The following is a 25,136-nucleotide window of genomic DNA, read 5'->3' on the forward strand; positions in this document are numbered from 1 at the left end:
CTCGGGCTTAGTACAGGACCACGCCGCGGATCGACTCGCCGCGCTTCATCAGGTCGAAGCCCTTGTTGATGTCTTCCAGCGGCATGGTGTGCGTGATCAGGTCGTCGATGTTGATCTTGCCTTCCATGTACCAGTCGACGATCTTCGGCACGTCGGTGCGGCCGCGCGCGCCGCCGAAGGCCGAGCCTTCCCACTTGCGGCCGGTGACCAGCTGGAACGGGCGCGTGCTGATCTCGGCACCGGCCTCGGCCACGCCGATGATGATGCTGCGGCCCCAGCCCTTGTGCGTGCATTCGAGCGCCTGGCGCATCACCTGCGTGTTGCCGATGCACTCGAAGCTGTAGTCGGCGCCGCCGTCGGTCAACTGCACGATGGCGTCGACCACGTTCTCGGTGGTCTTGGGGTTGATGAAGTGGGTCATGCCGAACTTGCGGGCCATCGCCTCGCGCTCGGGGTTCAGGTCGACGCCGATGATCTTGTCGGCGCCCACCATCTTGGCGCCCTGGATCACGTTCAGGCCGATGCCGCCCAGGCCGAACACTACGACGTTCGCGCCGGCTTCGACCTTGGCCGTGAAGATCACCGCGCCGATGCCGGTGGTGACGCCGCAGCCGATGTAGCAGACCTTGTCGAAGGGCGCGTCTTCGCGGATTTTGGCCAGCGAGATCTCGGGTGCCACCGTGTAGTTGCTGAAGGTGCTGGTGCCCATGTAATGGAAGATGGGCTTGCCGTCGAGGCTGAAGCGGCTGGTGGCGTCGGGCATCAGGCCCTTGCCCTGCGTGCCGCGGATCAGCTGGCACAGGTTGGTCTTGCGGCTCAGGCAGAACTTGCACTGGCGGCATTCGGGCGTGTACAGCGGAATGACGTGGTCGCCCTTTTTCAGCGTGGTGACGCCGGGGCCGACGTCGACCACGATGCCTGCGCCTTCATGGCCCAGGATGGCGGGGAAGATGCCTTCGGGGTCGGCGCCCGAGAGCGTGTAGTAGTCGGTGTGGCAGATGCCGGTGGCCTTGATCTCGACCAGCACTTCACCGAACTTGGGGCCCTGGAGGTCCACGGTTTCGATGGTCAGGGGTTGGCCTGCTTGCCAGGCGACGGCGGCTTTGGTTTTCATGGGATTCGGTTCTTCAGAGAGCGGAAGGGGACAAGGATACTCAGGCGAGCCTTCAGGCGGGGCCAGCCGGGAAGATACCCGACATGCCCACAAAGCCCGGCAGGTGACGAAAGTCCCAGACCCAGCGGCGCAGCGCGGGAAACTCGTCGAGCGAGATGCCGCCTTCGCCCGCCAGCGCCACGTACGGAAAGCAGGCGAGGTCGGCAATGGTCGGCTCGGGCGCGGCCACGAGCCAGCGCAGGCCGGTGGCGGCGTGTTGCTCGGCCAGGTGGTCGTCGAGCACACGGAAGGCCGCGCGCGCACCGCGCCGGCAGGCCTCGATGTCCAGGTGCGTGTAGCCCAGCGCGTCGTGCAGCCGAGCGGCCGAGGCGGTGCGCGTGATCTCGTCGGCCATGGCGAGCCACATCGCGACCTGGCCGCGCAGCTTCGGGTCGGCGGGGTACCAGTGGCACTGCGCATCGTCGTAGCGGCTCGCGAGGTAGACCAGGATGGCCTGCGCGTCGCGCAGCACGAAGCCTTCGTCGTCGATCACCGGGAGCTGGCCGAGCGGGTTGATCTGCGCGAGGAATCGTGCGGACTTGTGTTCGCGGCCCGGGTGGAAATCGACCGGCACGCTCGCGTGGTCCACGCCGAGCCACAGCAGCATCTGCCGCACCTTGAAGCAGTTGCCCGAGAGCGGGTAGTCGTAGAGCCTGACGGTCATGCGGCGGCCCTCGCGGTACCGAAGCGCATGCCGCGCTCGCGCAGCCAGCGGCGGTAGGTGACGGAGGTGGTGTCGCCGCGCGTGGGTGTCTCGGCGCGGCCTTCGAGCGGCATGCGCTTGAAGGCGTGGTTCTCCAGGATCGGCTTGTCCTGCCCGAAGATGGTGTGCTGGAAGGCGATGAGCTCGGCGTCGCTCGACACGTCGTCGAAGTAGGCCAGCAGCGTGTGGGCGATGACGTGCTCGTCGTCCACCGGCTGCAGGAAGAGGCCGATGGCGTCGAGCTTGTCGGGCCGGTGGCTCGACTTGTAGAGCATGGCCGAGAAGGGCTGCATCACGCGGTACTTGTAGAACACCTCGCTGCCCGTGTCATGGGCGGCGGAGGCGCGGGGTTGCCAGAAACGGCAGTCGGTGGCCCAGATCTCGTCGGTGGCGGCATCGACCTCGACGTTGTACTTGGCCACTTCGGTGTGCGGCACCTTGCCGAGGTAGTCGGGGTGCACGAAGGGAAAGTGCGCCATGTCCAGGAAGTTCTCGATCACGCGCAGGCCCGACACGGCCACGCCGAGCCCGCCGCAGTCGACGATGCGGCGGCCGGGCTCTTCGTATTCGGGGAAGGCGAACAGCGGGCGCGCCGGGCGGCCGCTGGGGCAGACCCAGAGGAAGCCGTAGCGCGACTGCACGGTCAGTGCGTCGGTGCCGAGAAGGGCGTGCGGCACGCCGTCGGCATCGGTGTGCAGGTGCAGGGTGTCGCCAAGCAGCCGCGCCGTGCGTGGCAAGCCGCTGGCGGGGCCGACGACGAGCCAGTCGTCGAGCATGTTGGGATCGTCGGTGACGAAGGGCATGTTTTCTCTTTCTTCTTGTTCAGAGCGATGCGGCGGCTTCGATGTCGCTGCGCAGCTGCCGCGCCGCGCGGTGCACCCGGGCCATCGCGTCGGAGCCAGGGGCGGCGTCGGTCCACAGGTGCAGGAAGCTCAGCTGCGGCTGGGCGTCGAGCAGCAGGGCGGCGACGGGCGATTCGCCCAGCGTGCCTTGCCATGCGTCGGGCGTTCCCGTCGATGCGAAGCCATGCGGCGCCAGCGCAGCGCGCACCTCGGACGCGGCCACGCGCAGCGTGAGCGTGCGGGCGAGGTGCCAGCCGGCGGGCACGGTGGCGGCCAGTTCAGGTGGCGCGGCCGGGCCGTCCGCCGCCAGGCGCACCCACAGCATGCCCGCGGCATCTGCCGTGGCGAACACCTTCGCGCAGACGTTGCGTGGCGCCTGCATCGCGGGGTGCGCCGGGATGCGCACGCACGCGCCGCTGCCGGCCTCGTACTGCCAGCCGTGGTAGGCGCAGGCCAGGCGATCGCCGCCGGTCACCTGGCCGAGGGTGAAGCGCACGCTGCGGTGCGGGCAGCGGTTCTCCCAGGCCTGCGGCGAGCCATCGGCCGCGCGCCACAGCGCGAGCTCCTGGCCTTGCGCAAAGCCGGCGACGATGTTGGCGCCGGCGCGCACCTCGGCGGAGGGAGCGACGGGGTGCCAAGCCTGTGAGATGGCGGAAGGATTCATGGGTCTTGATCGTGGGGGCAGCGGGAAAGGGCGCCGCGAATCGGCATAGCATCGGCCATGCCCTTGTCGGCGGTGCCGCCTACCGTAGCGTGTCCGCCGCACCGATGAAAGCTCCATGCCAAGACGCTCCTTTTCATTCCTGCAACGATGGCCCGCGCGGCGGTGGCGTCCATGACCGCCGGGCGCATCGACCTCGCGCTGGTCGAGGCCTTCGTGCTCGTGATGAAGAGCGGCAGCCTCACCAAGGCCGAGAGCCTGTCGGGCGTGTCGAAGGCCACGCTGAGCCGGCAGCTCACGCGGCTGGAGGAACTGCTCGACGCCCAGTTGTTGCTGCGCAGTTCGCGCCGCATTGCGCCCACGGAGGCCGGGCGTGCGTTCTTCGCACGCTGCGAGGGGCTGCTCGGCGAGGTGAGCGGTCGGTTGGAAACGGCGCGCACCGAGGTGCAGGAGCTCACGGGCGGGGTGTCGGGGCGCCTCACGCTGCTGTCGGACACGCAGTTCAGCACCTCCTTCGTCTGCCATGTGGTGCGGATCTTTCTCGAATCGCACCCGAACGTGCGCTGTCAGCTCGACGTGGCGAACGGCGCGCAGGCCCCGCAGATCGGCGAGGTCGACTGCTATGTGGGCTCGGCGCCGCCCGACCTGCCGGACCTGGTCGCCAAGCTGCTGGGCCGGCTGGCCTACGGCCTGTACGCCAGCCCGCAGTACTTGGCGCGGCACGGCACGCCGCAGGCGCCCGAGGCGCTGGCGCAGCACCGGATGATCGCGATGCGCGAGCCGTCGGGGCCGCCGTCGCCGCTGCGGCTGGTGTCGCAGCAAGCCTCGGGGCGCCATGTGGTGCGCACGGAGCCGGCCTTCGAGACCAACGATCACTGGGTGATGAAGACTTTCTGCATCGACGGCCTGGGCATTGCACCGCTGCCGGTGTTCTTCGCCGGGCCCGAGGTGGCGCAGGGCGTGCTGGTGCCGGTGCTGCCGCAGTGGCCGCCGGAGGCGCGGCGGCTGTACTGCGCCTACCAGCGGCAGCGCTACATGGGGCAGAAGCTGCGGGCGTTCGTCGACCTGATGGCGCGCTGCGTGGCGGACATCGGCTCGTACAACCACTACGTGGGGTCGACCGCGGCGGTGTCGCCTTCGGCGCGCCGGGCGCGCTCGGCGGCGCGCCCATAATCGGCTTTCTTCTTCCTGCATCTGCCAGCTTCCTTCACCGATCCATCATGAAGAAAATCCTCGTCCTCAACGGCCCCAACCTCAACCTGCTCGGCACGCGCGAGCCCGAACAGTACGGCCGCGACACGCTCGCCGACGTCGAACGCCTGTGCAAGGACACGGGCGCAAAGCTCGGTGTGGAGATCGAATGCCGCCAGTCGAACCACGAAGGCGTGCTGATCGACTGGGTCCAGGAGGCGGGCCGCGAAGTGGCGGCCGGCAACATGCTGGGCGTGGTGATGAATCCGGGTGCCTACACCCACACATCCATTGCACTGCACGACGCCATCAAGGGGGCGAGCGTGCCGCTGATCGAGCTGCACATCTCGAACGTGCATGCGCGTGAGGAGTTCCGCCACCACTCGTACATCTCGCCTGCGGCGCGCGGGATCATCGTGGGGCTGGGGGTGAAGGGCTACACGCTGGCCATCGCCGCGCTGGTGCCCTGACCCTTCTTCAGTAGTTCTGCTTCGGCGCGGCAGCCTTCCAGCTGCGGCTGACCCGGCCTGCGCTGTCGACGCTTTCCAGGTGCACGTCGAAGCCCCAGAGCCTTGCGACGTGCTTCAGCACTTCTTCGGCGTTGTCGTTCAGCGGCAGGTTGTTGCGCTGCGTGTGGCGCAGCGTGAGCGAGCGGTCGCCGCGCGTGGCCACGCTCCAGACCTGGATGTCGGGCTCGCGGTTGCCGATGTCGTACTGGCGTGACAGCGATTCGCGCAGCGCCTGGTAGCCGCTGTCGTCGTGGATGGCCGACACCTCGAGCTCCGATTCGCTCTGGTAGTCGCGGATCGAGAACAGGCGGAAATCGCGCATCGTCTTCGGGCTGAGGAACTGGCCGACGAAGCTCTCGTCCTTGAAGTTGCGCATCGCGTAGTCGAGCGTCTTGACCCAGTCGGTGCCCGCAAAGTCGGGGAACCAGCGGCGGTCTTCGTCGGTCGGCTTTTCGCAGACGCGGCGCAGGTCGGTGAACATCTTGAAGCCCAGCGCATACGGGTTGATGCCGCTGTAGGCGCGGTGGCCCACGGGCGGCTGGAACACCACGCTGGTGTGCGAACTGAGCCATTCCATCATGAAGCCGTCGTCCAGCTGGCCGCGGTCGTACATGGTGTTGAGCAGCGTGTAGTGCCAGAAGGTGGCCCAGCCTTCGTTCATGACCTGGGTCTGGCGCTGCGGGTAGAAGTACTGCGCGATCTTGCGCACGATGCGCACCACCTCGCGCTGCCACGGCTCGAGCAGGGCGGCGTTCTTCTCGATGAAGTAGAGCAGGTTCTCCTGCGGCTCGGGCGGAAAGCGGCGCGCGGCTTCCGACTCGGCGGCCTGTTCGCTCTTGCGCGGCAGCGTGCGCCACAGGTCGTTCACCTGCTGCTGCATGTGGCGCTCGCGGTCGGTGCGCTGTGCGCTCTCTTGCGCCAGCGAACGCTTCTGCGGACGGCGGTAGCGGTCGACGCCGTAGTTCATGAGCGCGTGGCAGGAGTCGAGCAGGTCTTCCACCGCGTCGAGGCCGTGGCGTTCCTCGCACTCGGCGATGTAGTGCCGCGCGTAGACGAGGTAGTCGATGATCGACGACGCGTCGGTCCACATGCGGAACAGGTAGTTGCCCTTGAAGAAGCTGTTGTGGCCGTAGGCCGCGTGCGCGATCACCAGGGCCTGCATGGCCATGGTGTTTTCTTCCATGAGGTAGGCAATGCACGGATCGGAGTTGATGACGATCTCGTAGGCCAGCCCCATGTGGCCGCGCTTGTAGTTCTTCTCGGTGGAGATGAACTGCTTGCCGTACGACCAGTGCCTGTAGATCATGGGCATGCCCACGCTGGCGTAGGCGTCCATCATCTGCTCGGCCGTGATCACCTCGAGCTGGTTCGGGTAGGTGTCCAGGCCGAAGCTCTTCGCGGTCTTGGCGATCTCGGTGTGGTAGGTCTCGATGAGCTCGAAGGTCCAGTCGGACGGGCTGGGCAGGCGCTCGAGGCGGGAGGTGGGCAGGTCGGTGCTGCGCGGCAGGACAGGGGCCCCGGGAGGGCGTTCGGTGGTGATCATGTGGGCACCCCTTCCTTCTTGAACAGGTCGCGGAACACCGGGTAGATGTCCTGCGCGTCCGATACCTTGCGCATGGCGAAGTTGGGCGCCACGCCTTCGAGCTGCTGGTATTCCTGCCACAGGTTCTGCTCGGTCTCGGCCACCTGCACGTAGGCGTAGTAGCGCACCACGGGCAGGATGTTGTCGACCAGCAGTTCGCGGCAGCGGCCGCTGTCCTGGTGCCAGTTGTCGCCGTCGCTGGCCTGGGCGCCGTACACGTTCCATTCGCCACTGGCGTAGCGGGCCTTGATGATCTCGTCCATGAGCACCAGCGCGCTCGACACCACGGTGCCGCCGGTTTCTGTGGCGTGGAAGAACTCTTCTTCGGTCACTTCCTGCGCCTGCGTGTGGTGGCGCAGGAACACGAGGTCGATGCGCTCGTAGTGCCGCGTGAGAAACAGGTACAGCAACATGAAGAAGCGCTTGGCCATGTCCTTGCGCGCCTCGTCCATCGAGCCCGACACGTCCATGAGGCAGAACATCACGGCCTTGGCGCTGGGCACGGGCGTCTTCACGCGGTTGCGGTAGCGAAGGTCGATCGGGTCGATGTAGGGCACATGCCGCATGGTGCGGCGCAGCTCGGCGATGAGGTCCTCGGTCTCGCGGATTTCCTTCTGGATCAGTGCGGTCTCGACCTGTGGATGCGCTTTCAGGACCAGGAGGTGCGCCTCCAGGCGCTTGAGCTCCTTGCGCGGTTCGCCGCCCAATGCAATGCGCCGCGCCAGCGCGCCGCGCATGGAGCGCACCACGTGCAGGTTGTTGGGCGAGCCGTCGCTGGTGAAGCCGGCGCGGTGGCTCTTCCACTCGGGCACCTCGGCGATCTGGGTGCGCACGAGGTGGGGCAGCGCAAGGTCGTCGAAGAAGACGCGCATGAACTCCTCGCGCGTGAGGCGGAAGACGAAGTCGTCCTCGCCTTCGCCGCTGTCGCTGGCCTCGCCGCTGCCCGAGCCACCGCCGCCCTGGCCCTCGGGGCGCGCGATGCGGTCGCCCTTGAGGTATTCCTGGTTGCCGGGGTGCACGTACTCGCGGTCGCCGCCGCGCGCATGGCCGAACACCGGCTCGGAGACATCGTGGCGCGGCAGGGTCACGTCTTCGCCTTGCTCCAGCTCGCGGATGTTGCGCCCGCTGACCGCGCGCCGCACCGCCTCCTGGATCTGGCCCTTGTAGCGCCGAAGGAAGCGCTCGCGGTTGCCGATGGACTTGTTCTTGCCCGAGAGCCGGCGATCGATGATCTGCTGCAGGATGGCCACGATGTTTTCAAAGCTCCTTGCAAAACGGTGGACGGTGCGCTGGTTAGGTCCTTCGCACGCGTCCGTTGTTCCCGCTGTCCGCTATGAACTCTTGCGCACCCGCAGGTACCACTCGCACAGAAGCCGGACCTGCTTGGCGGTGTAGCCCTTCTCGACCATGCGGGTCACGAAGTCCTCGTGCTTCTTCTGCTCGTCGGCGCTGCTCTTGGTGTTGAAACTGATCACCGGCAGCAGCTCTTCGGTGTTGGAGAACATCTTCTTCTCGATGACTGCGCGCAGCTTCTCGTAGCTGGTCCACGCCGGGTTGCGCCCCGCGTTGCCAGCCCGCGCACGCAGCACGAAGTTGACGATCTCGTTGCGGAAGTCCTTCGGGTTGCCGATGCCGGCGGGCCGCTCGATCTTCTCGAGTTCGCCGTTGAGCGAAGCCCGGTCGAACACTTCGCCGGTGTCCACGTCGCGGAACTCCTGGTCCTGGATCCAGTAGTCGGCGTAGGTCACGTAGCGATCGAAGATGTTCTGGCCGTACTCGCTGTAGCTCTCGAGGTAGGCGGTCTGGATTTCCTTGCCGATGAACTCGGCATAGCGCGGCGCCAGCAGCTCCTTGATGTAGCTGATGTACTTCTGCTCGGTTTCCGGCGGAAACTGCTCGCGCTCGATCTGCTGCTCGAGCACATACATCAGGTGCACCGGGTTGGCGGCCACCTCGGTGCTGTCGAAGTTGAACACCTTGGAGATGATCTTGAAGGCGAAGCGCGTGGAGACGCCGCTCATGCCTTCGTCGACGCCCGCGTAGTCGCGGTACTCCTGGATCGACTTGGCCTTGGGGTCGGTGTCCTTGAGGTTCTCGCCGTCGTACACCTGCATCTTGCTGAAGGTGCTGGAGTTCTCGGGCTCCTTCAGGCGCGTGAGCACCGACAGCTGCGCCATCATGCGCAAGGTGCCGGGCGCGCACGGGGCCTTGGCCAGCGAGGAGTTGCGCACCAGCTTCTCGTAGATCTTGATCTCTTCGGAGGCGCGCAGGCAGTACGGCACCTTCACGATGTAGATCCGGTCGAGGAAAGCCTCGTTGTTCTTGTTGTTGCGGAACGCCTTCCACTCGCTCTCGTTGCTGTGGGCCAGCACGATGCCGTCGAAGGGAATGGCGCCGAAGCCTTCGGTGCCCTTGAAGTTGCTTTCCTGCGTGGCCGTGAGCAGCGGGTGCAGCACCTTGATGGGCGCCTTGAACATTTCCACGAACTCGAGCAACCCCTGGTTCGCGAGGCACAGGCCGCCGGAGTAGGCGTAGGCGTCCGGGTCGTCCTGGGCGTAGGTCTCGAGCTTGCGGATGTCGACCTTGCCGACCAGGGAAGAGATGTCCTGGTTGTTCTCGTCGCCCGGCTCGGTCTTGGCGACCGCGATCTGGCGCAGCACCGAGGGGTAGCGCTTGACCACCTTGAACTGGCGGATGTCGCCGCCGTACTCCTCGAGCCGCTTCACGGCCCAGGGCGACAGGATGCGGTTCAGGTAGCGCACGGGGATGCCGTACTCTTTTTCGAGGATCTCGCCGTCTTCGAGGGTGTCGAAGAGCCCGAGGGGCGATTCGTTCACCGGGGAGCCGTGGATCGCATAGAAGGGCACATGCTCCATGAGCTGCTTCAGGCGCTCCGCGATCGAGCTCTTGCCGCCGCCGACGGGCCCCAGCAGGTAAAGGATTTGCTTCTTTTCTTCGAGTCCCTGCGCGGCGTGGCGGAAATAGGACACCACCTGCTCGATGGCATCTTCCATGCCATAGAACTCCTTGAACGCCGGATAGATCTTGATGACCTTGTTCGCGAAGATCCGCGAAAGACGGGGGTCATTGCGGGTATCTACCAGTTCCGGCTCGCCAATGGCCTGGAGCATTCGTTCGGAGGCCGTTGCATATGCCGTCGGATCGCGTTTGCAGATATCCAGATATTCCTGCAGCGAGAGAACTTCCTCGCGGGTGCGTTCGTAGCGGGCTGCAAAGTTGCTGATCACGTCCATGGTCGCGCCTCCTTCAGGTCGGCGGGGCTTTTGACCCCGATGCCTACAGCCAGAGACTGCGTCGCTCCTCTTGGAAGAGGGGCCCCGCCCATGGCCGTATGCCGTGGAAAACTCCCTTACACACTATCTACACAATCGGTTCAATCAGCATAAAGCAAAGAATGAACCGGGCAAATGTTTTATTTATTCTGAACCCCTCTGCCGAGTAAAGTTCCTCGGAAAACAAGGAACTTCTATTCGTGTTTCTGTTAAATTGAAAAGCTCGCGCTCGAGTAATTGTCCCCGGATGAAATGACTATGCCGAATGGCTATCGTCCTCATTGAAATTCTGTGGCGAACACTTTTCCTAATTGAACCCGGGTTCAATAAAGCCGATGCCTTTCAGCAATAACGCGCGACCTGTCGTTTGGTTTATTGCATATCCAAAAAAACATTAAAGCAATCCCCGCGCCACTCCTGTGGCGAGTGGCTGGCGCATGGCAACGTGGGAAGACAACGCGGGCGCCGGTCGGCGGCGTTCCGCAACGGTGCGGGGAGCACCGTTCGCGTGCCCGGCGCGCCGCCACAGGACGGCAGCGGCCGAAAGAGGGCACGCTTCGGGCCGACAGGGCGTCGGCCCGGCGCTGACGAAGGCCGTCAGCGCGTCAGCATCATCAGCTGAAGAATTCCTTGGCCTTGTCGAACCAGCCCTTGTCGGTCGGGCTGTGCTTCTCGCCACCCTTCTTGAGCGATTCGTCGAGCTCCTTGAGCAGCTTGCGCTGGTGCTCGGTGAGCTTCACGGGCGTTTCCACGCGCACGTGGCAGTACAGGTCGCCCGGGTAGCTCGAACGCACACCCTTGATGCCCTTGCCGCGCAGGCGGAACTGCTTGCCGCTCTGGGTGCCGTCGGGAATGTCGATGGCGGCCGCGCCCTTGAGCGTGGGCACGTTGATCTCGCCGCCGAGCGCCGCCGTGGTGACGCTCACGGGCACCACGCAGTGCAGGTCGTCGCCGTCGCGCTCGAACAGGTCGTGCTTCTTGAGGCGGATCTCGATGTACAGGTCGCCGGGCGGCCCGCCGTTGGTGCCGGGCTCGCCGTTGCCGGTGCTGCGGATGCGCATGCCGTCGTCGATGCCGGCCGGAATCTTCACCTCGAGGGTCTTGTTGTTCTTGATCTTGCCCTGGCCGTGGCACACGGTGCAGGGCTCGGGAACGATCTTGCCGCTGCCGTGGCAGGTCGGGCAGGTCTGCTGCACGCTGAAGAAGCCCTGGCGCATCTGCACGGCGCCCGCGCCGTGGCAGGTGGTGCAGGTGATGGGCTTGGTACCGGGCTTGGCGCCGGAGCCGTGGCAGGTGCCGCAGTCGTCCCAGCTCGGGATGCGGATCTGCGCGTCCTTGCCGTCGGCGGCTTCCTCCAGCGTGACTTCCATCGCGTAGCTCAGGTCGCTGCCGCGGAACACCTGGCGTCCGCCGCTGGTGCGGCCGCGGCCGCCGCCGAACACGTCGCCGAAGATGTCGCCGAAGGCCTCCGCGAAGCCGCCGAAGCCTTCCGCGCCGGGGCCGCCGCGCATGTTGGGGTCGACGCCGGCATGGCCGTACTGGTCGTAGGCCGCGCGCTTCTGGCCGTCCGACAGCATCTCGTAGGCCTCCTTCACCTCCTTGAACTTGGCCTCGGCGTCCTTGCTGGTGTCGCCGTGGTTGCGGTCGGGGTGGTGCTTCATCGCAAGCTTGCGATAAGCCTTCTTGATTTCTTCCTCGCTCGCGTTCTTGGGAACGCCGAGGGTTTCGTAGTAGTCGCGTTTGGTGGCCATGGCAGCAGATTCGGTCGGGCGGCGGGAACTCGTCGGGGAACTGGAAGCGAGAAAGGCTGGAGCACCTGTTCAGGTGTTCCAGCCTTGTTAGAAGGGCAGGGGATCAGCCCTTCTTCACTTCCTTGACTTCGGCGTCGACCACGTTGTCGTCAGCCTGGGCATGCGCCGCAGCTTCCGCGCCTGCCGGGCCGCTGGCGGCCGAGGCGTTGGCCGCAGCCTGCGATTCGGCATACATCTTCTCGCCGAGCTTCTGGCTCGCGGTCATCAGCGTGTTGGTCTTTTCCTCGATCACGGCCTTGTCTTCACCCTTGAGGGCTTCTTCGACGTCCTTGATCGCGGCTTCGATCGCGTCCTTCTCGGCGGCTTCGAGGCTGGCGCCATGCTCGCCGAGCGACTTCTTCACGCTGTGCACCATGGCTTCGCCCTGGTTGCGCGCCTGCACGATCTCGAGCTTCTTCTTGTCTTCGTCGGCGTTGAGCTCGGCGTCCTTGACCATCTTCTGGATCTCGTCTTCGCTCAAGCCCGAGTTCGCCTTGATGGTGATCTTGTTTTCCTTGCCGGTGCCCTTGTCCTTGGCGCCGACGTGCAGGATGCCGTTGGCGTCGATGTCGAAGCTCACCTCGATCTGCGGCGTGCCGCGCGATGCCGGCGGAATGCCTTCCAGGTTGAACTCGCCCAGCAGCTTGTTGCCCGAGGCGATCTCGCGCTCGCCCTGGAACACCTTGATGGTCACGGCCGGCTGGTTGTCTTCGGCGGTCGAGAAGGTCTGTGCGAACTTCGTCGGGATCGTGGTGTTCTTCGTGATCATCTTGGTCATCACGCCACCCATGGTCTCGATGCCCAGCGACAGCGGGGTCACGTCGAGCAGCAGCACGTCCTTGCGGTCACCCGAGAGCACTTGGCCCTGGATGGCGGCGCCGACAGCCACGGCTTCGTCGGGGTTCACGTCCTTGCGCGGTTCCTTGCCGAAGAAGGCCTTCACCTTTTCCTGCACCTTGGGCATGCGGGTCATGCCGCCGACCAGGATCACGTCGTTGATGTCGTTCACGCTGATGCCGGCGTCCTTGATGGCCAGGCGGCAAGGCGCGATGGTGCGCTCGACCAGCTCGTCGACGAGGCTTTCCAGCTTGGCGCGGGTGAGCTTGATGTTCAGGTGCTTCGGACCCGACGCATCGGCCGTGATGTACGGCAGGTTGATGTCGGTCTGCGCGCTGTTCGACAGCTCGATCTTGGCCTTTTCAGCGGCTTCCTTCAGGCGTTGCAGGGCGAGCACGTCCTTGCCCAGGTCGACGCCTTGTTCCTTTTTGAACTCGCCGATGATGTAGTCGATGATGCGCTGGTCGAAGTCTTCGCCGCCCAGGAAGGTGTCGCCGTTGGTCGACAGCACTTCGAACTGCTTCTCGCCGTCGACGTCCGCGATCTCGATGATCGACACGTCGAAGGTGCCGCCGCCCAGGTCATACACGGCGATCTTGCGGTCGGCCTTGTCCTGCTTGTCCAGGCCGAAGGCCAGGGCTGCAGCGGTGGGTTCGTTGATGATGCGCTTGACGTCCAGGCCCGCGATGCGGCCGGCGTCTTTCGTGGCTTGACGCTGTGCGTCGTTGAAGTACGCCGGCACCGTGATCACGGCTTCGGTGATGGTTTCGCCGAGGTAGTCTTCGGCGGTCTTCTTCATCTTGCGCAGGATGTCGGCGCTGACCTGTTGCGGGGCCATCTTCTTGCCGCGCACTTCCACCCATGCGTCGCCGTTGTCGGCCTTGGCGATGGTGTAGGGCATCAGGTCGATGTCCTTCTGGACTTCCTTTTCCTCGAACTTGCGACCGATCAGGCGCTTGATCGCGTACAGCGTGTTCTTGGGGTTGGTGACGGCCTGGCGCTTGGCCGAGGCACCGACCAAGACTTCACCGTCTTCCTGGTACGCGACGATCGACGGCGTGGTGCGGGCACCTTCCGAGTTCTCGATCACACGCGTGGTGTTGCCTTCCATGATCGACACGCACGAGTTGGTGGTGCCGAGGTCGATGCCGATGATCTTTGCCATGTTCTTACTCCTGAAATTCGGAAAAATATGTTGTTATGAACTTGTGGATAACCCGGTGCGATTCAAGGGACGACGCGGGGATTTCCTGTGGGAATCTTGTGGGGCAGTGCCGATTTACTTCGGGGCGGCCACGGTGACCAGCGCCGGGCGCAGCACGCGCTCGTTGATCGTGTAGCCCTTTTGCAGCAGGCCGACCACGGTGTTGGCGTCCTGGTCGGCGGGCACCATCGAGATGGCCTGGTGCAGGTGCGGGTCGAACTTGTCGCCGGCAGCGGGGGCCACTTCGATCACCTTGTTGCGTTCGAGCGCGCTCTTGAGCTGGCGCAGCGTGGCTTCGGCGCCTTCGCGGATCTGCTCGGGCGTGGCGTCCTTGACGGCCAGGCCGGCTTCGAGGCTGTCGGTCACCGGCAGCAGGCTCTCGGCAAAGGCTTCGACCGCGAACTTGCGGGCCTTGGTGATCTCGTCGTCGGCGCGGCGGCGGGCGTTCTGCACGTCGGCCTGGGCGCGCAGGTACTGGTCGGCCAGTTCGGCATTCTTGGTCTGAAGGGCAGCCAGTTCGCCTTGCGCCACGGCCAGGGCGTCGAGCGCCTCGGCTTCGTTGGCGGCTTGCGCGGCCTCCAGTTCTTCGGGACTGGGCTCGCCTTGCAGCATTTGAGAATTCTGTGCGGATTGTTGCGGGTCAGACATTTTTCAAAGAACCGGCGTGCGCCGGAAAACAAACACAGCCAGCCACTTGGGGCTGCTCTAGGGCTTTTCAAGCGTAAAAATGCGGCCAAAGCGGCCGCAAGAGGGGGGCGAAGTGGCTTTCGCGAGAGACACCGCGGAACCGGCTTCGCCGGGCCGCAGGTGTCGCCCCCGGTAGGGGGTTGGCGAAGCGGACACGAAGTGCCGCGCAGCCTGGGGGCGAGCCCTTAATGCGCGTCGAGGAGCTCGACGTCGAACTTCAGGGTGGCGTTCGGGGGGATCACGCCGCCGGCGCCGCGGGCACCGTAGCCCAGCGAGGCGGGGATGATCAGCGTGCGCTTGCCGCCGATCTTCATGCCGGCGACGCCTTCGTCCCAGCCCTTGATGACCTGGCCGGCGCCCAGCGAGAACGCGAAGGGGTCGTTGCGGTCGCGGCTGGAGTCGAACTTGGCGCCTTGCACGCCGTCGTTGAAGAGCCAGCCCGTGTAGTGCACGTGCACGTGGTGGCCGGCCTTGGCTTCGGCGCCGGTGCCGACTTCGGTGTCTTCGTATTGCAGGCCGGAGGGGGTGGTGGGCATGGGAAACGCTCCTTGCGTCGATGAAATGGGAGAGGAATCGGAGGCGCGGAGTTTACCGAGGCCCGGCGGGCCCCCGCTTCAGCCCTGGCTGTCGGAGCTGGGCGGCGTGGTTGCTGGAGGTGCTGCGTCGGGGGCGGAAGGTGCCGGCGCAGCAGGCGCCACGGGCGCGGAGGCATCGGCCGATGCGGGCGGCGCGGCGGCCGGCCCCGCGGCCTTCTTGCTCTGCCCGAGCTGCCACTTGGCGGCGAAGGCCTGCAGGTCGGACAGGCGCTTGAGCAGGTCCTGCCCGCTCAGCGTGAGGCAGTAGCCGTCGCTGCCGTGGCTCACGACGCCGGCTTCGCGCAATTCCTTGATGCGGGTGTTGAGGGTGTTGGGAGTGATGCCGCCGACGCTGTCCTGCAGCAGCCGGAAGGTCTGGGCATGGCCGTCGCGCAGGGCCCACAGCACACGCAGCGCATAACGGGCTTCGAGCAGGGCGAGCAACTGGCTGATGGCTGCGTTTTCCTTGGTACTCATCGACATCATCTCCTCGAAGCTGGGCGGACCGTCGGCCGGGGGCGGGCCGGGGCGGCGCACTCTTGTTTGTGATTGGTCGTCATGGACCGTCTGGCTGGCCGACGACTATAGCGCGAAGGATCAGGATGCTACTGGTTTTATAGCTGTACAGGCATGCAGCATGCGGGTTTCGAGACAAAGCTTCACAAATCAGGCGTAGTTGGCCATGGCTTCGCCCAGGCGGATCGCGCGGGTGGGCGACCAGTCCGGGTTGAAGGCCAGCGCGGGCGCCGGAAACAGCATGACGACGGTCGAGCCCAGCAAGAACCGGCCCATCTCGTCGCCTTTCTTGATGTCGATCTGCTGGTCGTTGTAGTGCCACTCGCGCAGCTCGCCCACGCGCGGCGGGTTGACCACGCCGTGCCACACGGTGGCCATGCTGCCGACGATGGTGGCGCCCACCAGCACGAGCACGAAGGGGCCGTTGGCCGATTCGAAGACGCACACCACGCGCTCGTTGCGCGCGAACAGGCCGGGCACGCCGCGCGCGGTGGTCGGGTTGACCGAGAACAGGTCGCCGGGCACATGAATCATGCGCACCAGCCGCCCGTCGCAGGGCATGTGGATGCGGTGGTAGTCCTTGGGGCTCAGGTACAGCGTGGCGAAGCTGCCGTGCGCGAACTTGGCGGCCAGCGCCGCGTCGCCGCCGACCAGCGCGGTGGTCGTGTAGTTGTGACCCTTGGCCTGGAAGATCTGGTCGCCCTGGATGGCGCCGAACTGGCTGATGGCGCCGTCCACGGGGCAGACGAGGTCGGCCTGCGCGAGCGGGCGCATGCCGGGCTTGAGGGCGCGCGTGAAGAACTGGTTGAAGCTCTTGTAGTGATGGATGTCGGACTCGAGCGCTTCGCCCATGTCGACGTTGTACTTGGCAACGAAGCGGCGAATGATCCAGGTGGTGACCGCGCCTCGTTCCTTGCCTGCGACCCAGCCGGCGAAATTGGTCAGGGCCTGCTTGGGGAACAGGTATTGGGGCAGAACTGCGGAGCGATCGGACACGTTATGGAAGGCCTGGAATGCGGAATCGGACGGGCATTCTATAAAGCGCTTCTCTCGGGGGACGTAGGAAGCTTCCCTTGGTTCGCGAGGGTGGGCGCTCTTTGCGGGGCACGCGCCCGGTGGGCGGTGCGGCGCGGTCGGCCCCACTGTGCCGGCCGCTTCGCGGCTGCCCTGCGGTGCTCGCGTTTCGCGGGGTCTCGCAGAACTCGCTTCGCTCAAACAGCTGCGAGCCCTGATCCGCGAAACGCTGCGCGCCTCGGCGGCACAGAGGGGCCGCCCGCACCACACCGCCCACCAGGCGCTTGTCGGGGTGTGGAGGCTGTCGGGTGCCGTCGCTGCTGGGGGGAGGTCAGTCGGCTTTGATGCCCGCCGCCTTGATCACCTGCGCCCACTTCTCCACTTCCGTCTTCTGGAAGGCGACGATCTGCGCGGTCGTGAGGTCGGCGGGCTCCATGCCGAAGCCCTTGAGCTTGTCCTGCATCTCGGGGGTTGCGAGGATCTTGCGGATCTCGGTGTGCAGGCGGTCGACGACGGGCGCCGGCGTGCCCGCGGGCACGAAGATCGCCTGCCACGACACCACCTCGAAGTCCTGCAGGCCGGGCACGCCCGACTCGGCCACCGTGGGCACATCGGGCATCGAGGCCAGGCGCTTGGCCGAGGTGACGGCGATGGCGCGCAGCTTGCCGCTCTGGATGTGCGGGCCCGCGACCACGGTGGTGTCGAACATCATGTCGACCTGGCCGCCGATCACGTCCTGGATCGCCGGGCCGCTGCCCTTGTAGGGGATGTGCGTGAACTTCACGCCCGACTTGAAGCCGAGCAGCTCCAGCGCCAGGTGCTGCGAGGTGCCCGTGCCCGCCGAGGCCGACGAGAGGCCGCCGGCCTTGGCCTTGCTCGCGGCGATCACGTCCTTCAGCGTCTTGTAGGGGCTGGCCTGGTTCACCACCAGCACCACGGGGTTGGTGCCGATCAGCGTCACGGGCGCGAACGACTTCTGCGGGTCGTAGCCCAGCTTGGGGTACAGGCTCACGTTGATCGCGTGCGAGCTGATCGTGCCGCCCACCAGCGTGAAGCCGTCGGGCGCGGCGCGCGCGCCGATCTCGGAGCCCACGCTGCCGCCGGCGCCGCCCTTGTTGTCGATGATCACGCTCGTGCCCAGCACGGTGCCGAGCTTCTGCCCGATGAGCCGGCCCAGCACGTCCGTGGTGCCGCCCGCGGGGAAGGGCACGAGGTAGGTGATGGCCTTGCCCGTGGGCCAGGTGCTGCCGCCCTGCGCGAAGGCGGGCAGGGCCGCGGCCAGCGAGGTGGCGAGGGCGGACTGGATCAGTGTGCGACGTTGCATGGCCGTGTCTCCTTGTCGTGTCGCGTTCACGGCTTGATGTTGAGCTTGGTGATCAGCGCCTTGAAGTAGGCGTTGTCCTTGGCCAGCGTTTCCTTGAACACCGCGCCGTCGGTGTAGACGTAGCCCAGGTTCTGCTTGTCCATCACCTCGTGCATGAGCGGCTCGGCGGCGGTCTTGGCGGTGATCTCGCGCAGCTTGGCCATCACTTCGGGCGGCGTGTTCTTCGGCGCGCCCAGGCCGCGCCACGTGCCGATCGACAGGTCGATGCCGCGCTCCTTGGCGGTCGGGATCTTCTCGAAGCCCTTCACGCGCTTGTCGGCCATCACCATCAGCACCTTGAGCTTGCCGCCCTGCACGTGCGTCGTGACTTCGGCGGGGCTCACGGCCACGGCTTCGATGTGGCCGCCCAGCAGCGCCAGCACGGCGGGCGCGGCGCCCTGGAACGGGATGTGGCCGAACTTGGTGCCGGTCTTGTCTTCGAGCGCGGCGGCGGCCAGGTGCCAGATCGAGCCGTTGCCCGAGTTGCCCACGCGGATGCTCTCGGGCGACTTCTTCGCGGCGGCGAGGAATTCTTCGATGGTGTTCCACGGCGCATCGGCCTTCACGGTGATCGCGGCCGGGTCGGCGTTGAGCTGCGCAATGGGCTGGAAGTCGTCGTAGTTGAACTTGGCCAGGCCCAGGTGCGGCAGCGTGAGCAGCTCCACCGTGAGCACGGCGAGCTTGTAGCCGTCGGGCTTGGCGTTGATCACCTCGGTCCAGCCGATGGCGCCGCCCGCGCCGGGACGGTTGACGATCACGATGCTCTGCGAGATGTGCTTGCGGCTCGCTTCGGAAAACGCGCGCGCCAGGCCGTCGGTGCCGCCGCCGGGCTGGTAGGGCACGAGCAGCTCGATGGTGCGGTTCGGGAAGTCGTTGGCTTGCGCCGCGGCGGGCGCGGCCAGGCCGAACAAGAGGGCGGCGGTGGCCGAAAGGGCGGCAAGGCCGCGGACGAACTGGCTTCTTTGCATGGTGTCTCTGTCTCCGTTGTTGATCTGTTGTGCTGAGAAGGCGGGGGAGTGCGTCAGGGCATGTACTGCCCGCCGTTCACTTCGAGCACCTGCCCCGTCACGTAGCCCGAGAGCTGCTCGGAGGCCAGGTACAGGAAGGCGCCCACGCATTCGTCGGCCGTGCCCAGGCGCCCCATCGGGATGCCGGTCCTGAAGGTTTCGAGCATCGCGGGCGTCGAGAAGCGGTCCTGGAACGGCGTCTGGATCACGCCCGGTGCCACCGCGTTCACGCGGATGCGGTCGCCCACGAGTTCCCGTGCCAGGCCGTGTGTGGCGGTGCTCACAAAGCCCTTGGCGCCCGCGTACAGGTAGGCGCCGGGGCCGCCGCCGGTGCGCGCGGCCACCGAGGTCACGTTGATGATGGCGCCGCTGCCTTGCTTGCGCATCTGCGGCACGGCTTCGCGGCAGAAGGCCAGCACCGAGCGCGCGTTGATGTGCATCACCTCGTCGAACAGCGCATCGTCGAACTCGGCGATGGGCATGCGCTTGACCAGGCTGCCGGCGTTGTTCACCAGCACGTCGATGCGGCCGAACTGCGCCGTGGTTTCCTGCACGCAGGCGCGGATCGCGGCGGTGTCGCGCACGTCGGCCTGCAGCGCGAAGGCCGTGCCGCCGGCGGCGCGGATGGTGTCGACCACGCGGGTCGCCGCATCGGCCGAGCTGTTGTAGTGCACGGCCACGCGCATGCCGCGCGCGGCGAACGCGATGGCCACCGCGGCGCCGATGCCGGTGCTGGCGCCGGTGACGAGGGCGGTCTTGTCCTTGAGGTCTTCCATGGCTGTGCTCCGTGAGGGTGGTTCGATCAGGTGACCGGTGCCGGGTTGAACAGCACCAGCGCGTTGTGCAGCTTCCAGTGCTCGGCCCAGGTCTTCTTGCGGCCGCTGGCCACGTCGAGCATCAGGCGGAACATCTCCCAGCCGATGTCCTCGATGCTGGCCTCGCCGTCGGCAATGCGGCCCGCGTTCACGTCCATCAGGTCGTGCCAGCGGCGCGCGAGGTCGCTGCGCGTGGCGACCTTGATCACCGGCACCTCGGCCAGCCCGTAGGGCGTGCCGCGGCCGGTGGTGAATACGTGCAGGTTCATGCCGGCCGCCAGCTGCAGCGTGCCGCAGATGAAGTCGCTGGCCGGCGTGGCGGCGTAGATGAGGCCCTTGTGCGCCAGCTTCTCGCCGGGCGCGAGCACGCCGGTGATCGGCGCCGAGCCCGACTTCACGATCGAGCCCATCGCCTTCTCGACGATGTTCGACAGCCCGCCCTTCTTGTTGCCCGGCGTGGTGTTGGCGCTGCGGTCGACGCGGCCTTTGTCGAGGTAGGCGTCGTACCAGGCCATCTCGCGGATCATGGCGTCGGCCACCTCGGGCGTGGATGCGCGCGAGGTGAGCTGGTCGATGCCGTCGCGCACCTCGGTGACTTCCGAGAACATCACGGTGGCGCCCGCGCGCACCAGCAGGTCGGTGCAAAAGCCCACGGCCGGGTTGGCGGTGACGCCCGAGAAGGCGTCGCTGCCGCCGCACTGCACGCCCACGACGAGTTCGCTCGCGGGCACGGTCTCGCGCCGGCGCTGGTTCAGGCGCGCGAGGTGCGCGTCGGCCTGGCGCATCACCGAATCGATCATCGACATGAAGCCGACGTGCGCGTCGTCCTGCAGGCAGACCACGTCGAGATCTTCGGCGGGCGCACCGCGCTGGTCGGTGATCGGGATGGTGCCGGGCGGCAGCAGCCGCTCGGGCTGCAGCTTCTCGCAGCCCAGGCTCACGACCATCACCTCGCCGCCGAAGTTCGGGTTGAGGCTGATGTTGCGCAGGGTGCGGATCGGCACGATGGCGTCGGGCGCATCGATGGCGACGCCGCAGCCGTAGCTGTGTTCGAGCGCCACCACGTCGTCCACATGCGGGTACTTCGGCAGCAGCTCGGCCTTGATGCGCTGCACGGCGAACTCGGTCACGCCCGCCACGCACTGCACGGTCTGCGTGATCGCGAGGATGTTGCGCGTGCCCACCGAGCCGTCGGCGTTGCGGTAGCCCTCGAAGGTGTAGCCCTGGAGCGGCGGCAGGGCAGGGGGCTTGACCGTGGCGATGGGCAGGCCGTCGAGCTCGGGCGCGACCGGCATGCGCATCACGCGCTCGTGCACCCAGCTGCCGCGCGGCAGCGCCTTGAGCGCATAGCCGATCACCACGTTGTAGCGGCGGATGGCGTCGCCTTCGGCCAGGTCGACGAGTGCCACCTTGTGGCCCTGGGGCACGGTGTCGACCAGCACCAGGCCGTCGTCGAAGGCCGTGCCGGCCTTCAGGCCACCGTCGTTCGCGACGATGGCGACGTTGTCGGCCGCGTGGATGCGGATGTACAGCGGCGGTCGGGTGTTCGCATCGGCCATCGGGAGGCCCTTTCTCTTTTCTTTACTTCACCACCATGAACAGGCTGGGCAGCCAGGTGGAAAACGCCGGCACGAAAGTGACCACGCCGAGCGCGAAGATCAGCGCGCCGTAGAAGGGCCAGATCGTGCGCATCACCGTGCCCACCGACACCCCGCCGATGGCACAGCCGACGAACTGCGTGGTGCCCACGGGCGGCGTGTTCAGGCCCAGCGCGCAGTTGATGAGCATCACCACGCCGAACTGCACCGAGGTCATGCCGTACTGCTGTGCAATGGGCAGGAAGATCGGTGTGCACAGCAGGATGGTCGCGGCCATGTCCAGGAAGGTGCCCAGCACGAACAGGATGATGTTGATGAGCAGGAAGATCATCCACGGCGTGGTCGTCACCTGCGACAGCATCTGGCCCGTGAGCTCGGCCACGCCGTACAGGCTGATGAGGTAGCCGAAGGTGCTCGAGATGCCGATGAGCAGCAGGATCACGCCCGTGGTGCGCACGGCCTTCGAGGCGGCCTTGATGAAGTGCTCCCACTTCAGCGTGCGGTACACGAAGATCGTGAGCGCAAGCGCATAGAGCACCGCCACCGCCGCCGATTCGGTCGCGGTGAAGATGCCCGACAAAATGCCGCCGAGGATCAGCACCACGATGAACAGGCCCGGCAGCGCCGCCGCGAACGAGCGCGCCACGATGGCCCAGCCCGGGAAGCTGCCGGCCGGGTAGCCGCGCTTCACGGCCACCAGGTAGGCGGCCGCGAGGTTGCTCAACGTGAGCACCGCCGCCGGCAGCAGTGCCGCCAAAATCAGCGCCGCGATCGACACCTTGCCGCCTGCTGCGAGCGAGTAAATGATGAGGTTGTGGCTCGTCGGCATCAGCGCGCCGACCAGTGCCGCGTGGGTTGTCACGTTGACCGCGTAGTCGGCGTGATAACCCTCCTTCTTCATCATCGGGATCATCACGGCGCCCATGGCCGAGACGTCCGCCACGGGCGAGCCCGAGACGCCGCCGAACAGGGTGCAGGCCACCACGTTCGACATGCCCAGGCCGCCGCGCACGTGGCCCACGAGGTTGCGTGCGAAGTTGACGATGCGGTCCGCGATGCCGCCGTAGAGCATGAGCTCGCCGGCGAAGATGAAGAAGGGAATGGCCAGGAACGAGAAGATGCCCATGCCCGAGGTCATCTGCTGGAAGCCCACCGCGAGCGGCAGGCCTTCGTACAGCAGGGTGGCCAGGGCCGACAGGCCGATCGAGAACGCCACCGGCACGCCGAGCAGCAGGAACAGCGTGAACGAGAGGCAAAGAATGAGAAGAGGGGTCGTCATGATGAGGTTCAGCCCCAGGCGGGTTCGACTTCGCGGCCTTGGGCCAAGGCGATGATGTGTTCGATCGAGAACATCACGATGAGGACGCCCGACACGGCGGCGGGCACGTACTTCCAGCCTTCGGAAATCCACAGCGTGGGCAGGCGGTAGTCCCACACCGATTCGGCGAGCGAGGCGCAGTTCCAGGCCATGGCCAGGCCGAACAGCAGGATCAGCGCGTGGATGAGGTATTCCATCTTCAGGCGCAGCCAGTCGGGCGCGAGCACGAGGAACGATTCAAGCCCGATGTGGCCCGCGTCGCGCACGCCCACGGCCACGCCCAGCATGGTCACGTAGAGCACCAGCAGCAGCGCGAGGCTCTCGGCCCAGGTGGGGGTGTTGTTGAGCACGTAGCGGCCGAACACCTGCCAGCTCACGGCGCAGATCACCGCGACGAGACCGAGGATGCCCAACCACATGCAGGCACGGGCGAGCGTGCGGCAAAGTTTGGTGTACATATTTCCAGCGCGAAAAATGGAGAGGCTCCGCCCCTTCGTGGCCCCCGGCAGGGGCGCAGGGTCACGAAGTGCGCGAAGCCTGGGGGCGAGCCCTGTTTACTTCGTGTCCTGGACGCGCTTGACCAGGTCCTTGAGCTTCGCGTCCGTGATGAACTTGTCGTACACCGGCTTCATCGCGGCCTGGAACGGGGCCTTGTCGACGTCGATGATCTCGGCGCCGCCGGCCTTCACCGTGGCCAGCGACTTCACTTCACGCTCCTGCCACTGCTTGCGCATGTAGGGCACCGATTCCTTGGCGGCCTGGCGCAGCCAGCCCTGTTCTTCGGTGGAGAGCTTGTCCCACGCGCGCTTGGAGAACAGCAGCATCTCGGGCGCCATCGAGTGCTCGGTCTTGCTGTAGTACTTGGCGACCTCGAAGGCGCGCGCGCTTTCGTAGGTGGGGTAGTTGTTTTCGGCTGCGTCGATGAGGCCGGTCTTCAGGCCCGTGTAGACCTCGCCCATGGGCATCGGCGTGGCGTTGGCGCCCATGGCCTCGAGCATCGACACCCACAGGTCGGACTGCTGCACGCGCACCTTCAGGCCCTTCATGTCGGCGAAGTTGCGCACGGGCTTCTTGGCCGTGAACATCGAGCGCGCGCCGCTGTCGTAGTAGGCCAGGCCCACGAAGCCCTGCTTCTCGCACGACTTCAGGATTTCTTCGCCGACCGGGCCGTCGAGCACCTTGTGCAGGTGCTCCACCGAACGGAACAGGAAGGGCATGGTCGGCACCTGCGTCTCGGGGCAGATGTTGTTCATGGGCGCGATGTTCACGCGCACCATTTGCAGCGCGCCGATCTTGGTCTGCTCGATCGTGTCCTTCTCGTTGCCGAGCGCGCTGTTGTTGAAGACCTTGATGCTGTGCTTGCCCCCGGACAGCGCCTTGAGCCGTTCGCTCATGAACTTCACGGCGGTCACGGTGGGGTAGTCGTCGGGGTGGATGTCGGCCGAGCGGAACTCGGTGGCGCCGGCAGCCAGCGTGGTCAACGCGGCCGCCGCGCCGGCAGCAAGTGCGATGAGTGTCTTGTAGAGCTTCATTTGTCTCGTCCTCTTGGTGGTTGTCGTCAATAAAAAAGAAAAGGGTCAGCCGCCGAAGGCCGGCTCGGGCACGCCCGCCACGCCGGGGCGCAGCGCGAACACGCCGCCGGCCAGCGGCTGGTCCGACAGGTCGATGCCGCCGGGGCGGATCGAGGTGACGAACAGCGTGTCGAGCGTCGGGCCGCCGAAGGCGCACATGGCGGGCTTCTTCACCGGCACGGCGAGGGAGCGGTCGAGCCGGCCGTCGGGCGTGAAGCGATGCACCAGGCCGGCGTCGTTGCCGCAGATCCAGTAGCAGCCGTCGACGTCCATCGCCGCGCCGTCGGGGCGGCCGGGCAGGGGCTTCATATCGATGAAGAGACGGCGGTTGTGGGGCGTGCCGGTGTCGGTGTCGTAGTCGAAGGCCCAGACGGCCTGCACGCTCGGGTGCGAGTCCGACAGGTACATCGTGCGGCCGTCGGGGCTGAAGGCCAGGCCGTTGGGCACGATCAGGTCGTCCAGCTTCAGGGCTGCGCTCTCGTCGCCGGCGCCGTAGCTGTACAGGCGGCCGACGCGTGCGCCGGCGGCCATGTCGAGCAGCATCGTGCCGGCCCAGAAGCGGCCTTGCCGGTCGCAGCGGCCGTCGTTGAAGCGCATGCCCGGCGCGGCGTGCGCCACCGGGGCGAGCGGCGTGGCCGCGAGCGTGCCGTCGGTGCGCTCGCGCAGCGAGAACAGGCCGCTTTCCATGCCGGCGATCCATTCGCCGGGTCGGTCGGCGCGCGAAGCGATGCAGGCGATCATTTCATCGGCCTGCCACTTCGCATGGCCTTCACTGGCGTGCCAGCGGTTCAGTGTGCGCGCGGGAATATCGACCCAGTACAGCGCCTGCTGCGCGGCCAGCCACACCGGGCTTTCGCCCGTGCCGTTGCGTGCGTCGAGAACGAGTTCGGCTTGCATGTGGTGCGGC

The 25,136-nt window shown here is 66.4% G+C and carries 22 protein-coding genes and 1 pseudogene; 2 read left to right on the forward strand and 21 right to left on the reverse strand.

The features are described 5' to 3' along the window. Nucleotides 1-7: 7 nt before the first annotated feature. Genes AC1RGU_RS04755 through AC1RGU_RS04770 form a run of 4 tightly spaced genes read right to left on the reverse strand, consistent with a single transcriptional unit; the run spans nucleotide 8 to nucleotide 3,362 of the window. On the reverse strand, nucleotides 8-1,114 hold the full coding sequence (locus AC1RGU_RS04755) for an S-(hydroxymethyl)glutathione dehydrogenase/class III alcohol dehydrogenase (RefSeq protein WP_062470720.1): 1,107 nt from the start codon (nucleotides 1,112-1,114) through the stop codon (nucleotides 8-10). A gap of 52 nt (nucleotides 1,115-1,166) precedes the next feature. After that, on the reverse strand, nucleotides 1,167-1,817 hold the full coding sequence (locus tag AC1RGU_RS04760; protein WP_492695101.1) for a glutathione S-transferase family protein: 651 nt from the start codon (nucleotides 1,815-1,817) through the stop codon (nucleotides 1,167-1,169). After that, nucleotides 1,814-2,659 carry an aromatic ring-hydroxylating dioxygenase subunit alpha gene (locus AC1RGU_RS04765; protein WP_492695103.1) on the reverse strand — a complete coding sequence of 282 codons (846 nt, stop codon included), beginning with the start codon at nucleotides 2,657-2,659 and terminating at the stop codon, nucleotides 1,814-1,816. The genes AC1RGU_RS04760 and AC1RGU_RS04765 overlap by 4 nt, the downstream gene beginning before the upstream one ends. Before the next feature lie 19 nt (nucleotides 2,660-2,678). Further along, entirely contained in the window at nucleotides 2,679-3,362 is a 684-nt protein-coding gene (locus tag AC1RGU_RS04770; protein ID WP_492695105.1) for a Rieske 2Fe-2S domain-containing protein, read from the reverse strand. 147 nt (nucleotides 3,363-3,509) lie between these two features. Here AC1RGU_RS04770 and AC1RGU_RS04775 point away from each other — a divergent pair, with 147 nt between their 5' ends. Both AC1RGU_RS04775 and aroQ read left to right on the forward strand, forming a co-directional pair. Continuing rightward, a complete protein-coding gene (locus tag AC1RGU_RS04775; protein WP_492695107.1) occupies nucleotides 3,510-4,532 on the forward strand; it encodes a LysR family transcriptional regulator in 1,023 nt (340 codons plus the stop codon). 47 nt (nucleotides 4,533-4,579) lie between these two features. Continuing rightward, a complete protein-coding gene (gene aroQ / locus AC1RGU_RS04780) occupies nucleotides 4,580-5,020 on the forward strand; it encodes a type II 3-dehydroquinate dehydratase (RefSeq protein WP_099796126.1) in 441 nt (146 codons plus the stop codon). A 7-nt stretch (nucleotides 5,021-5,027) separates the two neighbouring features. Here aroQ and AC1RGU_RS04785 read toward each other — a convergent pair whose 3' ends face one another. The 17 genes and pseudogenes from AC1RGU_RS04785 to AC1RGU_RS04865 form a co-directional block, all read right to left on the reverse strand. Next, complete coding sequence (locus AC1RGU_RS04785; RefSeq protein ID WP_492695110.1) at nucleotides 5,028-6,602, reverse strand: SpoVR family protein; 1,575 nt, start codon at nucleotides 6,600-6,602, stop codon at nucleotides 5,028-5,030. Beyond that, complete coding sequence (locus AC1RGU_RS04790) at nucleotides 6,599-7,891, reverse strand: YeaH/YhbH family protein (RefSeq protein ID WP_095744575.1); 1,293 nt, start codon at nucleotides 7,889-7,891, stop codon at nucleotides 6,599-6,601. Before AC1RGU_RS04790 ends, AC1RGU_RS04785 begins: the two co-directional genes overlap by 4 nt. A gap of 81 nt (nucleotides 7,892-7,972) precedes the next feature. After that, the gene (locus AC1RGU_RS04795) at nucleotides 7,973-9,895 is read right to left on the reverse strand and encodes a PrkA family serine protein kinase (protein ID WP_062470701.1); all 1,923 of its coding nucleotides are present in this window, start codon (nucleotides 9,893-9,895) and stop codon (nucleotides 7,973-7,975) included. 653 nt (nucleotides 9,896-10,548) lie between these two features. Then, nucleotides 10,549-11,685: a molecular chaperone DnaJ gene (gene dnaJ / locus AC1RGU_RS04800; protein ID WP_062470698.1), complete on the reverse strand. Its 1,137-nt coding sequence runs from the start codon at nucleotides 11,683-11,685 to the stop codon at nucleotides 10,549-10,551. Between the two features lie 103 nt (nucleotides 11,686-11,788). Then, the gene (gene dnaK, locus AC1RGU_RS04805; RefSeq protein WP_492695112.1) at nucleotides 11,789-13,726 is read right to left on the reverse strand and encodes a molecular chaperone DnaK; all 1,938 of its coding nucleotides are present in this window, start codon (nucleotides 13,724-13,726) and stop codon (nucleotides 11,789-11,791) included. A 114-nt stretch (nucleotides 13,727-13,840) separates the two neighbouring features. Further along, the gene (gene grpE, locus AC1RGU_RS04810) at nucleotides 13,841-14,413 is read right to left on the reverse strand and encodes a nucleotide exchange factor GrpE (RefSeq protein ID WP_082817966.1); all 573 of its coding nucleotides are present in this window, start codon (nucleotides 14,411-14,413) and stop codon (nucleotides 13,841-13,843) included. Between the two features lie 224 nt (nucleotides 14,414-14,637). After that, entirely contained in the window at nucleotides 14,638-14,988 is a 351-nt protein-coding gene (locus AC1RGU_RS04815; RefSeq protein ID WP_159277610.1) for an FKBP-type peptidyl-prolyl cis-trans isomerase, read from the reverse strand. 213 nt (nucleotides 14,989-15,201) lie between these two features. Continuing rightward, nucleotides 15,202-15,504: pseudogene (locus AC1RGU_RS04820) on the reverse strand (winged helix-turn-helix transcriptional regulator); the annotation flags it as partial. 189 nt (nucleotides 15,505-15,693) lie between these two features. Continuing rightward, a complete protein-coding gene (gene asd, locus AC1RGU_RS04825) occupies nucleotides 15,694-16,539 on the reverse strand; it encodes an archaetidylserine decarboxylase (RefSeq protein WP_492695115.1) in 846 nt (281 codons plus the stop codon). A gap of 349 nt (nucleotides 16,540-16,888) precedes the next feature. Beyond that, entirely contained in the window at nucleotides 16,889-17,881 is a 993-nt protein-coding gene (locus AC1RGU_RS04830) for a Bug family tripartite tricarboxylate transporter substrate binding protein (RefSeq protein ID WP_492695117.1), read from the reverse strand. A gap of 26 nt (nucleotides 17,882-17,907) precedes the next feature. After that, on the reverse strand, nucleotides 17,908-18,888 hold the full coding sequence (locus tag AC1RGU_RS04835; protein WP_492695119.1) for a tripartite tricarboxylate transporter substrate binding protein: 981 nt from the start codon (nucleotides 18,886-18,888) through the stop codon (nucleotides 17,908-17,910). Nucleotides 18,889-18,941: 53 nt separating this feature from the next. After that, nucleotides 18,942-19,703 carry an SDR family NAD(P)-dependent oxidoreductase gene (locus AC1RGU_RS04840; protein ID WP_447742878.1) on the reverse strand — a complete coding sequence of 254 codons (762 nt, stop codon included), beginning with the start codon at nucleotides 19,701-19,703 and terminating at the stop codon, nucleotides 18,942-18,944. A 26-nt stretch (nucleotides 19,704-19,729) separates the two neighbouring features. Beyond that, nucleotides 19,730-21,301 carry a galactarate dehydratase gene (gene garD / locus AC1RGU_RS04845; RefSeq protein ID WP_492695122.1) on the reverse strand — a complete coding sequence of 524 codons (1,572 nt, stop codon included), beginning with the start codon at nucleotides 21,299-21,301 and terminating at the stop codon, nucleotides 19,730-19,732. 22 nt (nucleotides 21,302-21,323) lie between these two features. After that, a complete protein-coding gene (locus AC1RGU_RS04850; protein WP_070059673.1) occupies nucleotides 21,324-22,619 on the reverse strand; it encodes a TRAP transporter large permease in 1,296 nt (431 codons plus the stop codon). A gap of 8 nt (nucleotides 22,620-22,627) precedes the next feature. Continuing rightward, a complete protein-coding gene (locus tag AC1RGU_RS04855; protein ID WP_062470671.1) occupies nucleotides 22,628-23,116 on the reverse strand; it encodes a TRAP transporter small permease in 489 nt (162 codons plus the stop codon). A gap of 96 nt (nucleotides 23,117-23,212) precedes the next feature. Further along, nucleotides 23,213-24,190 (reverse strand): TRAP transporter substrate-binding protein, encoded by a 978-nt coding sequence (locus AC1RGU_RS04860; RefSeq protein WP_307585981.1) that lies wholly within the window; start codon nucleotides 24,188-24,190, stop codon nucleotides 23,213-23,215. Between the two features lie 45 nt (nucleotides 24,191-24,235). Then, a complete protein-coding gene (locus tag AC1RGU_RS04865; protein ID WP_492695124.1) occupies nucleotides 24,236-25,126 on the reverse strand; it encodes an SMP-30/gluconolactonase/LRE family protein in 891 nt (296 codons plus the stop codon). Nucleotides 25,127-25,136 lie beyond the last annotated feature (10 nt).

The sequence above is a fragment of the Variovorax sp. GW823-FHT02B07 genome, from assembly GCF_058797695.1.